Origin of the sequence: Actinobaculum suis (genome assembly GCF_900102025.1) — a bacterium.
Classification (GTDB): Bacteria; Actinomycetota; Actinomycetes; order Actinomycetales; family Actinomycetaceae; genus Actinobaculum; species Actinobaculum suis.
Genome location: NZ_FNAU01000013.1, coordinates 36,922 through 48,732, shown reverse-complemented (window position 1 = coordinate 48,732; position 11,811 = coordinate 36,922). Strand labels below are relative to the sequence as shown.

Here is an 11,811-nt window from a genome sequence, read left to right as displayed (position 1 = left end):
CTCATAACCTTCCCGTGGTACCCGAAATGCCCGATACGATCGCTGCAGGTAACCCAGACACCGGGAGGCGCTGTGCATGAATGCCATGGCAATCGCTTCATACGGGACACCTCCTTCCTGCTACCCCCACGACCTTCCATGTAATATGCGATCGGATCGTTTAGCACCGCAGGATCCGGCACAATCACATGCTCAGCTATCCGATTCGCTGTCCCGTCTCCTCGCTCTTCAGCACTTGCTTTCGACCAAGGGGGAAACAGCATTGCGGAAATCACCAAACTTAGAATAATGGAACCAAATTTTTTCATGTTTCTAGACCTCATCGTCTGGGAGTAACATTCCTCCCACCGGAAACCACCTGTTCGTAAATTGTATGTTGCGAAACTCACTAAATCCAGCCAGGGTTGCAACAATTTGACAACAAACCTGATGCCGCACTACCGCCTCTGCTGGCTGGCGTGAGGCGCCCCTTTTGTTTTACCAAGCGGCTAATATGATCCCTTTGGGGCGTTTAGGTGGGCCGGGCTAGTTTCTAGGACCGGTCGGTTTGAGTGCCTTGCTGGGTTTGGTGTCATTGGTTGGCGTACTCAGTCGGTGGGATAAATCCTAGGCTTGATTGAGGATGATGCGTTTTGTAACGCTTTGACCACAGTCGCAGGCAGTGCGACGCGTGGGCAGGGTCGTCGAACATCTCGTCTTCTAACAGCCCGTCAGCGTATATCTGTTGCTCGCGCCGGGCCGCATTTGCGGCCCACTTGTAGTAGGAAGAACGCCTTACTTTCAGTACGGTACACATCCGCTTGACTGAGAACTCAGTACGGTGGTCCTCGATGAACTTGAAGCGGATCACAAGCCCATCTCCTTCGCGAAATACTGCGCCGCCTTGCGCAAAATATCGCGTTCTTCTTTCAAAAGCGCGTTTTCCTTTTCGAGTTGTCGGATTCTCTCTGCTTCAGATAAAACCCGCGCCGCCTCTGCTTCTTTGCGCCGCCTGGCCCGCACCCCGGTGCCAAACTGGTTTACCCAGTTTGGCAGCGAATTACGATTAATTCCCAGATCAAAAGCAACCTGCGCCACCCAAGCCTCGCTGGACTCATACGCGGCTACCGCGTCTTTCTTGAACTGCGCGGATTATATTTTACAGGACATGGTAGAAGAGTACCTTTCTCCGGCTGAACGCCGGGGCTAGCCTATGTCCACCAACAGGGGGTCAGGTCCTCAAGTCTTTTTCATTGGAATAAACAACGTTAACTCCTACTGGGGTTAGGTCCTAACCTTATTATTACCCCCACAAAATGGTTGAGTGGGTTGAAGCGCAATTCGTCAGTCAACCCACTCAACCTACAAAACACCTGATGAAATTAAACCGCGCCTGGCCCCCTCACTATAACCACAGCCGTAACTAGCGTCACGACCACCCCGACCGTGATCAACGCCAGGCCTACCAAATCGATAGCAGTAGGCTTAGTGAGCGCAGTAAAGATAAACTCTACCACTCCGCAAATGATTAGAACATTACCGAGCACGTGAAGTACTCCCGTAGCACTTTTACCTCGGACTTTCCACCCGGACAGCAGGCTCAACAGGCAGATACTTACCAAAACCGCCCCGACCACAAACGCTAACCAATACCGCGTACTGTACGTACCCTGCGACGAAGCCGCGTACACTTCAAGAGCTACAAAGCAAAGGATTAATAAAACTACACAGACGAGAGGAGTTTGCTTCTTACACATCTCTACCTCCAACTAAGCACAGCTATTAAAGGTATGTACGACGGTGACCGCACCGTAGTAAACCCTTGCCGTCGCCAGGCAGGATGCCAGAGTTGCTCCCCCGGCGTAGGTCACCCGACAGTTGTTTCGCATATTTGCCAGCAATGCCGAATCGCACCGTTTAGAAGCGCACCCCTTACTCTCATAACACATATCATGAATCGCGCACGGCCCTCTGAAGTCGGCATTGGGTCCAAAGGGGTTCGGGAATTCATCTGGCGAATTCGTGCAGTAGTCATGCAAAGAACCAAGACTCGGATTATATACATACCCACGTGGAACCCTTACAAGACTGGCCCTATCAGTTCCCTGCGGAAGCGCACTCGTCGGAATCGTAGCGTCCACGTACTCATAACTGAAAGAAATGGGTTTTTCCTCATCCGTAGTTAGGATTAAGACCCCATCTTCCAACTCGACATTGGCTGGCCAAGAAGCACCATCTTCGGTTTTCGCGTAGAAGCCTTCAGCCACCCCCACCAAACTTTTATCGGAGTTTGAGATATACAACGCTTGAGACGCTTCATCTAGAGCATAAACGTAGCCTTGCCAGTCCTTTAGAACCACTTTCCCAACACCGTTGTCGGCACTAATAGTGGCAGGCAGGCTCAAGGCATACTCTTCCGGCGCGGTAGCTACGGTTTCACCATCCAAACGAAGATGCAAAGCCTCGGCATACTCTTCATAACCAACACCCGAACTAACTGCATTAGTGTACGACTGCTCCGCCTGTCCACCCTGAGGGGGAGGCGCCTCGGGAATGGGGATCGGCGCCAAAATAAAAGCGACGGCACTAAAGGCCGTGGTCCAAATTTTCCAACCCATTATAAGCCCTCCAATAAAATATGAAACTTACAGGTTGCCTTATGGTACACCCCACATAATTTTTCTAGCAAGCATTCATGCAAACACGCACCGCCACCGCTTATCCCTCCCTAAACACCGACACCGGATCTACAGTCGTCGCGTCAAAATACTTCACTAATGGGTTTAGATGCGCACTGTGATCGCGGGCGCACTAAGCAGCACCACTGCTCGGCACGCCGCTTTGCGCCCCACTTCTGAAGAGATTGCAGTTTTCGAAAGCGGCGCGAGCTTCTACTAAGCGCGCGTGACCTTATTGGGCGTGCGAGAATTTAGCGCCGTTCACCAGAGTGCAACAGCCCGCTAATTTCTCTGCTCGCTTTGCCCTCTTAACGCCGGCTCGCGTTGTTGCTAGAGTCGGGATAAATGAAAAATTGACTGATGGAGGGAACGTCAATGGCCAAGGTCAGTGTTCTGGTAGGAAGTCTGCGCCGTGCCTCGTATGCGCGCCGCATTGCTAATATCGTTCTCGATTACTTCCCGGAAGGCGTGGAAGCTTCGATCGTGGAGATTGGCAATCTTCCCCTGTATAACTTCGAATACGACGATCCGGAGGTAACCGACGTCGAACTACCTGCGGAATATACCGAGTTCCGCGAGACCATCAAGGCGTCTGACGGCGTCTTGTTCGTAACCCCGGAAAACAACCGGACGATTCCCGCGTGCCTGAAGAACGCTGTGGATATCGGCTCCAAGCCAAATAGTGACGTTGCGTGGAAGAACCTTCCGGCCGGGTTGATCAGCCATTCCGTGGGCCGCATGGGTGGTTACAGCGCGCAGAAGAACCTGCGGTTGGCGCTCTCCTACTTCGACATGAAGTTCCCGGGCCAGCCGGAAGTGTTCCTCGGCCAATCGCCCACGCTCTTCAATGAGGACGGCACACTGGTGGAACGCACCGAAAAGTTCCTGCGCGATTACATTGCCCGTTTCAGCGACCTCGTGCTCGAAAACGCACGCTAAATAAAACCGCAAAACAGCAAAGCAGCAGAACAGCAAAACAGTAAAACCGTAGCAGTCGTGGCGCAAAGCAAGCTGCGCGCCACGAAAGTACCGCCGCAGCGAAACGATATCGCAGCGAAACGATATCGAGGTTTCACAAGACTAACGTTGCGGCGCGAAACTAAGGTTTTCGGTAGCCAGCATTTGTGGCGAGCACGCGAGCGGATCCAAGTTTTCGAAACTTGTTTTCGCTCGCGTGTTTTGCTGCGTATAGGCCATTTAGGCGTATTGGCAGCGTATTGGCCATTTGGTGTTGGTTTTGCCCGAGGTTGGTTGCTTGCGAGTGCAGGGCGACGCCGGCAAACCCCGGCTACTTGGCCCGCACCGCGAATCCAGCCCTCCCGCACTGGGCGCCCGGCCCCGGTGACTTGGCCCCGGTGGCTTAGCCCCGGCTACCTGGCCCGCACTGCCAATCCAGCCTATCCAGCCCACGCGCCAGGCTGGCCCGCGATAATATACGTGCGGAAGTTTTTAGTCCGTTCCCGACCGAAAGGATGCGATGGCATCAGCTATGCACTCTGCCCTCGCGGCTCGGCCAGGGATTTGGGCGCGGCGGCGCACAATGGCGCGCGCGGCCGTTGCCTACGTGCGGGACAATGCCATAGTTTTTCTAGATACGAATGCCGCCACCCAGCAAGTAGCAATTGAACTGCGCCAAAAGCTCCGCTTCCGCGTCTATGTAATAACAAACAGCGGTGGCCCGGTGTTACGCCGCTTCCCGCGCCTCGCTTTCGCTTTCCTGTACGGTGCTGGTGCCGAACGCGAGTTCGCCCAAATTTTGCGGCGGCTCGATAACGCGCGGAGCACGCGCAAGCGGCCTCGTTATGCGTTTATCGACGCCGTCCATCTGGATCCGGCACGCGGGATTGCCTGTAAAAGCGCGGCCGAGGCCCGCATGAAGTCCCTCTTGTTGGCACATGCTGAAAAGATCTTCATCCTCGCCGATGCCTGCACCCTCAACTCCCCTGGGCTCGCAGACGGACCGGCCGCTGCCCAGTATCCACCGGCCGAGCACTGGGCGAGTTTTCCAGAATCGTGGACTTTGATTACAACGGATGCGGCGTCGGCCGCCGCGCTCAAAGAATTACGCGGCGCCGGCGCCACCGAAATCGTTATTGCTGACTAAACCCGTGCCCCAAGCGGCACCGCTTCTCTGGCCCCAGCCAGACCGGCGCGAACCATCCCGGCCGAACCGGCGCGAACCATCCCAGCCGAACCGGCGCGAGCCGCCCCAGCCCAGCCGGCACGGAGCCGGCTACCCGCGCTGTTCTTGGTATTCGCGGGCCAGTTCGAGGTTCTTCAAATAGCCTTCCGCGGTCCACGCAGAACGCCCAATGAATAGTCCGCCTACGCCCGGGATGCTCAGAATGTCCTGGTTATTGGCGTGGTTAACCGAACCGCCGTAGAGGATCGCGGTTACCCGTTCGCCGTACCGTTCGGCCAGCGCGGCGAAAGTTGTCACTAAATCTTCGCGGGCCGGCGGGCGGCCGTGCTCACCAATCGCCCAAATAGGTTCATATGCGAGCAAAATACGCGGCCCGGTTTCACCTTCGCCAACTGCGGGCAAGCCGGCGAGGGCGGCGTCGATCTGGGAACAAATGAAAGGCAAGGTTTCCCCGGCTTCGAAAACTTCGGCGGGTTCCCCGAAACAGATGAGCGGGATGAGGCCGTGGCGTAGGGCGGCTTTGGCCTTGAGGTTCACGGTTTCGTCGGTTTCGCCAAACCATTCGCGGCGTTCCGAATGTCCCATTTCGATAATGCGTGCCCCGGCGTCGGCAGCTTGCGGCATGGAAACCTCACCCGTCCACGCACCCGCATCTTCCCAGTGAGCGTTTTGTGCGCCCACCAAAACCGGGGTTTCGGCAAGCGCCTTCGCAGCGGTGTTGAGCGCGGTGAAAGGCGGGATCACAAAAGGCTGAACTCCTGCCCGCACGTATGCTTCCATGCCCGCGCCCGCCAAACTTTCCGCGTACTCACGCGCAAAGCTGAGCGTGCCATTCATTTTCCAACTGGTTCCCACCCAGATCATGTTCCCGACCTCCCGGTTTCGGTTGTTTCGGTGTGCTTTGCGCAGCTACTTTTCGAGTGAGCCGTCGTAAGCGCAGATGGCGTCTACATTGGCTTTCGAATGCGAAGCCGGATCAAATTCGTAGTCCAAGAATTCCGAGGCGAGCCGCTTGGCTAGCTCCGGCCCAATCACGCGCTGCCCCAAACACAGAATCTGCGCGTTATTCGACTTCACTAGCCTTTCCACCGAATACGAATCATGCGCTACCGACGCGCGAATGCCCTTCACCTTGCAGGCAGACATCGCCACGCCCATCCCCGTGCCACACACGAAGATCCCGCGGTCCGCTTCCCCGCGCGCAATCCGCTCCGCCGCGGCCGTAGCCAAATTTGGGTATAGATCCGGGGTTTCCCCTTCGTTCATGCCGGCGTCGATCACTTCGCTCACGCGCGGATCACCCGTCAACATTTCCTTGATCATGTTCTTATACCCATAACCAGCCGAATCGCCAATCAAAATAACGCGGTATGCCATTGGTTTCCTTCCTCTATTTTTGCCTGCTTCAAGATTTTTGTTTAGGTTTACGGTCCCCGTCTACGATTCCGGTTTTCGGGGCCGCTCGTGCTCGCCGCGTTTTCCGCTAACGCGGCGGGCTCTCCGCTACTGCTCCTGTGCGCGCTACTTGGCGAGCGTGGCGGCCGCGGTTTCCATGAGGAGCGCAAATGATACTGCGCCCGGATCGGGATGGCCGAGGGAAGCATCGCCATGAGTTTTTGCCCGCCCCTTGGTGGCCACAATCTCGCTGGTGGCTTGGGCGGCTTCTTGTGCGGTAGCAGCTGCCTGCGCCCAGGCCGCGGCGAGGTCTTTCCCGCTTTCCAGCGCGGTTTCGAGAGCATCGGCGAAAGGTTCGGTGGCGTCTACCATGGTTTTTTGGCCCACTTTGGCCCCACCTTGGAGGGCCACGTGCCGCGCCCCGGCCACAATGGCCGCGCCCACGGCCGGCCCGGCCAGGCGCTCCTTATCATCAAAAGCGCGCGCCACTTCGCGGATCGCACCGCCCCACAGGGCACCTGAAGTGCCGCCGGCTCCTTCCGACCACGCCCGGCCGGCCTGGTCGATTACCGTGCGTGCCCCGCACCCGGCCGTGGCCGCCGCTTGCGCAATATCGCGCGCCGCCACTGAACCGAGCACCATACCTTGCCCGTGGTCGCCGTCCCCGGCAATGGAATCCAATTTGCCCAGGGATTCTTCGGCGTCGATCGCGGCCTGCGCGAGGGCCTGGAAGATTTCCGCGGCCTGTGCTCCTTGCGCCACCGATTCCGCACTTCCCTTGGGGAGCTGGGTAACATCGCCGGGGCTTTCGGCGTCGGCCCCCGCATCCGCGCCGGTACCTACCAGGGGTTTGGTGCGGCGCGGTGCTTGCCCGATCTGCCCTTGCCCCACTTTGAAGGCGGGCGTATCGGCGGGCGCGAGCCAGTACTTTTCCAGTTCGGGATCGAGGAAGGCGAGCGAAAGGGAAGCGCCGGCCATATCGAGGGAGGTCACCTGTTCACCCACTTCCGGGGCGATAATTTCGACGTCGTACGCGGCTAGTTGCGCGGTTACTTCGCCGTACAGGAGGAACAGTTCTTCGTATTTGGTGGCGCCCAGCCCGTTGAGGATCACCGCTACTTTGCCTTCGTAACCGCCCGGCACGCGCGCAGGTTCTTCGGCCATGACCCGCGAAACTAGTAGTTGGGCAAGTTCGGTGGCCGTCATGTGGTCGTGTTCGGAAATCCCGGGTTCGCCGTGAATGCCCAGGCCGAGCGCCACTTTCCCTTCCGGCACGGTGAAGAGCGGTTCGCTGGCGCCGGGAAGCGTGCAGCCACTGAAGGCCACGCCGAGCGTGCGCACGGAATCGTTGGCGTGCCAGGCGAGTTTTTCGGCGGCGTCGAGATCGGCACCGGCAGCAATTGCTGCCCCGGTTGTTTTTACTACGAAAAGATCGCCTCCGATGCCGCGCCGCTCCCGATGTTTTTCGGGCGGGGCGGAAGCAATATCGTCGCTAATCGTGACGATGCGGGCGTCGATTCCGTAGTCTTCCCGCAGGTCTTTCGCGGCGGCACCGAAGTGCAGCACGTCCCCGGCATAGTTGCCGAAGACGATCAATACTCCGCCGCCATTATCGGCCGCGCGGGCCACGGAAAGCACTTGGGATTCGGAAGGTGAAGCAAAAACGTTGCCGCACACCGTGCCGTGTGCCATGCCCGGGCCCGTCCACCCGGAAAAGGCCGGGTAGTGCCCGGACCCGCCGCCGATTACTAGCGCCACCTCGTTTTCCGGAGAGGCGGTAGCGCGCACGACGCCGCCGTGCACGGCCGTTACATATCGGGAATGAGCTTGCACAAAACCCGCCAAAGAATCCCGCGCGAAACGCTTCGGGTCGTTATATATGTATGTCAATTTATGCTCCGTTGCATCATGATGTTTCGGCTTTTGCCGTTACGCCTACACCTACAATATAGGATATATGATTTGCTGGGTCCGGTTATTTGGAACCGATTTCCTTTAGTCTGGGATTTCGCCGTTGCCCACGGGCGGTTCTGGCGCGTCCAAAGATTCGTCAAAGAGATGCCGGTCCGTAGCCTGCAGGTTTGCGGCGATGAGCCGGTCAGATCCCGAAACCATGTGGTTCCACATGAGTTTGGCGGCCGCGTTGGAGCGTCCCATTTGGATTTCGCGGTACACGGCAAGGTGTTCCTTATATGCCAACTCCTGATCTTCGCGTTCTTTCGCGGAATGTTCCAGCCACACTTTCAGCAAGCCCCGCAAAGTGGAGAGGAGCTCTGCCAGCGTGCGATTGCCGCTCAGCTCCCCTAATTCCACGTGGTAGGCGGCGTCGTACCGCACGAAATCGGCCTGGTTTTCCTCCCGCAAGGCGGTTTCTTGGCCGAGCAAGGTTTGCGAAAGCGGTTCCAGCAGACGCATCGGCTCTTTGGATTGATGTACCGCCGTGGCGGCAAGGCGCGCGGCAAGCACCTCCAGGGAGGAACGCACCTGGAGCACATCCACGTATTCGTTGTACCCCAGTTCGAGTTGCCAGCGAATCACGTTACGCACCATCCCACCCGTGCCCATGCGCACATAGGCACCTGATCCGTGTTGCACTTCTACCACGCCCAGCACTTCCAACACACTGAGCGCCTCCCGAATCGTTGCACGCGAAACTCCCATCATGGCAGCCAGTTGCCGTTCCGCCGGCAAACGGCCGTCAACTTCATATTTTCCGGCGGCGATATCGTTAAGGATCGACTGGGCCGTACGCGAAACTTCCGTATTCGACCTCGCCGTCACGTTCAAGGGTGCAACTTCGCCGCGTTCAAGGCTGAGCTTTCTGGCCGCCGAACTAGTTTCTTCGTGCTCCGCTTCGAGCACCTTCGCTCTCTCAGCCATAAGCCATATCCCCTTGCTTTCCTCGCCGCGCACAACCTCGCGGGTGAAAGGCCGGGTGATCCAGCAGGAAGCACGATCACCCGCACCTCTAGCCAACAAATCAATACCTGTATCTTACGTACCAATCACCCAAAAAGAGCTGTGTCTTAGGGCGAGGTGGTGGCGAAGTAGTAGCTACACACGAACGTTCCAGCATCCTAGGATTCGAACTTTGCAAGTTCGGCTTGTTCACGCTCGTCCTCAGCAGCTAGGGCTTCGGGGCTCTTCATAGAGGCACGCAAGCCACCCAAAATGAGTGCGGAAAGGAGCATCACTCCTCCGACGACGCACATCGGCAACAGGTAACCGCCCGTCAAGTCATGCAACCAACCGGTGATGTAGCCGGCAGAGAACCCGGCAATGTTGCCGACAGTATTAATGAGTGCGGTACCCGCAGCGGCGGCAGCGCCAGTCAAGAACATAGTGGGAAGAGTCCAGAAGTTCGGTAGCACCGCGAAGATCGAGCAGGCGGTTACCGTAACCAGGAGGATGCAGGCCACCGGTTGATCTTGTACCAGCAAGGCTGCCGGAATTGAGATTCCGCCGATCACCGCGGGAAGGGCGATATGCCAGGTCTTTAAGCCGCGCTTCTGCACCATCTTCGACCACTGCCACAGACCCACTGCCGCAACCACATAAGGGATTGCAGTAATGAGACCTTCTTGGAAATTATTGAGTTCGCCCAGTTGCGCTTCGAAGCCCGAAACAATCGTCGGCAGGAAGAAGCCCAGCGCATACAACCCGTAGATAAAGCCGAAATAAACAAGCGAAAGTGCCCAGACCCGGCCATTCGTGAAGGTCTGCCGGGTGGAAACCTTGTAGGTCTCCTCTTTTTGTTCGTCTTCCTGCTTAAGTTCGGCTACCAACCAATCCGCTTGTTCTGTGGTGAGCCACCGGGCTTGATGCGGATCATCCTTGAGTACGTACAAAGCGGCGATCCCCACGACCACTGCGGGCAAACCCACAAAGAGGAACATGACGCGCCAACCTTCGAGGCCGAAGAGCCCATGCAGCTGGATCAACCCACCTGCCAGGGGCGCACCAATGGCGGTAGTGAGCGGTTGCGCAATGTAGAACAGGCCGAGCATCCGCGCCCGGTGGCAGGCGGGCGCCCACATCGAAAGGCAGAGAATTGCACCCGGGAAGAATCCGGCTTCTGCCACGCCGAGGAGGAAGCGTAACCAGTACAGCTGGGTAGCGGACTGCACGAAGGTGAAGAGCACAGCCACAATGCCCCAAGAAATCATGATTCGCGCCAACCATTTCCTAGCCCCGAATTTGTGCAGGGCCAGGTTGGATGGAACTTCGAGAATAATGTACCCAATGAAGAAGATGCCGGAGGCGAAGCCGAACTGTGCGGCGGTGAGGCCGAGGTCTTGATTCATTCCGTGCGGTGCGGCGAAGGAGATCGCCGTCCGGTCGAGGAAGTTAATGAAGAACATCAGCGCCAAAAACGGCATTAAATGTTTTGCCACTTGATTCATAGTGGACTTTTCAACGCTAGCTTCTCTGCTTTGCGCGTCTAAATCTTTATTTGTAGCCATGAGTGTCCTTGAATTCGAGCCGCATCTCGGGCCGTAGGTCCCGACGCGGGTGTGAGCCTCGTTGCTCAATAAGGCAAATGTAGCGAGCGAGAAAGATTTGGTCAACCACTTTTTGAAAACCGGGCCCCAGTCGAAGAATCGCCCCGCACCCCAAATCCGTATCGAAACGCGGCTCTTTTCTGCAACTTTCGCACTCCGGATCCGTTTCAGGTTCGCTCTTGCGAAGAAAAAATTTCCGCCCTACACTCGGAAGTGGTCAACCACTTTGGCGGGGTCGCGCTGGAGCGGCATCAGCACCGCTAATAATCGGGCACTCAGGTGCCGCTAGCAAACGCAATGGAGCGAATTATGGCCGGTGTAGGCATTTCTACATACGCACTTTTCTGGGAAATATCAGATCGGGTTCCCAATCCTCTGGATTTATCTGGCATGGTTGCGCGTACCCGCGAACTTGATTGCGGGGTACTGCAAATATGCGACTATCCGAAACTTGAAGCGCTCTCCTCCGCAGAACTCACCCGCTTGCATGATGATGCGGCGGCACAAGAGGTGGAGCTGGAGATTGGAACTCGAGGCACTGATCGCGCGCACCTGGAGAAATATCTAGATATCGCCCAGGCCCTAGAGGCGCGGGTGGTGCGAACGATGGTGCAGAAGAATCCGGAAGGGACTCTGGATCGTGCGCAGGTGGTACAAAACCTGCGTTCTCTCATCCCGCGGCTAGATAGCCAAGGTGTGGATCTAGCTATTGAAACCTACGAGCAGGTTTCCACTCAAGACCTGGTGTCAATCATTCAAGAAGTTGATCACCCTCGGGTGGGAATCGCTCTGGACCCGGCAAACTGCGTGGCCGGGCTGGAACATCCTCGCGATGTTATCGATCTATGTGCCCCCTACACGCTGAATCTACATGTGAAGGATTTTGCCTTCTCCCGGCAGCAGGGATGGGTTGGATTCACCTATGCAGGGGCGCCTATGGGCGAAGGGTTACTTGATTACGCCTACGAGGTGCAACAGGTGCAACCCGAAAAGCGAGGAATTAGCCAGATTGTTGAGCATTGGCTCGTCTGGCAAGAAGACGCAGAAACGACCGTCGCCGAGGAGCGCCGGTGGACCCAACAAACACTCGATTACATAAGGAGCAATCAGTAAT

General features: G+C 57.1%; 9 protein-coding genes and 1 pseudogene. 3 read left to right on the top strand and 7 right to left on the bottom strand.

The features are described from left to right. Window positions 1-846 precede the first annotated feature (846 nt). Both BLT47_RS07315 and BLT47_RS07305 read right to left on the bottom strand, forming a co-directional pair. Window positions 847-1,119 (bottom strand): annotated as a pseudogene (locus BLT47_RS07315) (transposase); the annotation flags it as partial. A 629-nt stretch (window positions 1,120-1,748) separates the two neighbouring features. Then, complete coding sequence (locus BLT47_RS07305; RefSeq protein WP_065415013.1) at window positions 1,749-2,597, bottom strand: hypothetical protein; 849 nt, start codon at window positions 2,595-2,597, stop codon at window positions 1,749-1,751. A gap of 420 nt (window positions 2,598-3,017) precedes the next feature. Here BLT47_RS07305 and BLT47_RS07300 point away from each other — a divergent pair, with 420 nt between their 5' ends. Together BLT47_RS07300 and BLT47_RS07295 are read left to right on the top strand one after the other, a co-directional pair. Then, window positions 3,018-3,596: an NADPH-dependent FMN reductase gene (locus BLT47_RS07300; RefSeq protein ID WP_256332579.1), complete on the top strand. Its 579-nt coding sequence runs from the start codon at window positions 3,018-3,020 to the stop codon at window positions 3,594-3,596. Window positions 3,597-4,134: 538 nt separating this feature from the next. Further along, complete coding sequence (locus BLT47_RS07295; RefSeq protein ID WP_074663290.1) at window positions 4,135-4,761, top strand: DeoR/GlpR family DNA-binding transcription regulator; 627 nt, start codon at window positions 4,135-4,137, stop codon at window positions 4,759-4,761. Window positions 4,762-4,890: 129 nt separating this feature from the next. On the opposite strand, the gene BLT47_RS07290 is transcribed toward BLT47_RS07295, so the two are convergent. From BLT47_RS07290 to BLT47_RS07270, 5 genes are all read right to left on the bottom strand, one after another. Beyond that, window positions 4,891-5,664 (bottom strand): triose-phosphate isomerase, encoded by a 774-nt coding sequence (locus BLT47_RS07290; RefSeq protein ID WP_074663287.1) that lies wholly within the window; start codon window positions 5,662-5,664, stop codon window positions 4,891-4,893. 45 nt (window positions 5,665-5,709) lie between these two features. Then, entirely contained in the window at window positions 5,710-6,177 is a 468-nt protein-coding gene (locus BLT47_RS07285; protein WP_049620243.1) for a ribose-5-phosphate isomerase, read from the bottom strand. Window positions 6,178-6,321: 144 nt separating this feature from the next. Then, window positions 6,322-8,085 carry a dihydroxyacetone kinase family protein gene (locus BLT47_RS07280; protein WP_074663284.1) on the bottom strand — a complete coding sequence of 588 codons (1,764 nt, stop codon included), beginning with the start codon at window positions 8,083-8,085 and terminating at the stop codon, window positions 6,322-6,324. A 105-nt stretch (window positions 8,086-8,190) separates the two neighbouring features. Continuing rightward, complete coding sequence (locus tag BLT47_RS07275; protein WP_049620245.1) at window positions 8,191-9,075, bottom strand: FadR/GntR family transcriptional regulator; 885 nt, start codon at window positions 9,073-9,075, stop codon at window positions 8,191-8,193. 197 nt (window positions 9,076-9,272) lie between these two features. Beyond that, window positions 9,273-10,658 carry an MFS transporter gene (locus tag BLT47_RS07270; protein WP_074663281.1) on the bottom strand — a complete coding sequence of 462 codons (1,386 nt, stop codon included), beginning with the start codon at window positions 10,656-10,658 and terminating at the stop codon, window positions 9,273-9,275. 336 nt (window positions 10,659-10,994) lie between these two features. On the opposite strand from BLT47_RS07270, the gene BLT47_RS07265 reads away from it, so the two are divergent. Next, the gene (locus BLT47_RS07265) at window positions 10,995-11,810 is read left to right on the top strand and encodes a sugar phosphate isomerase/epimerase family protein (RefSeq protein ID WP_218122559.1); all 816 of its coding nucleotides are present in this window, start codon (window positions 10,995-10,997) and stop codon (window positions 11,808-11,810) included. The last annotated feature ends 1 nt before the right edge of the window (window position 11,811 follow it).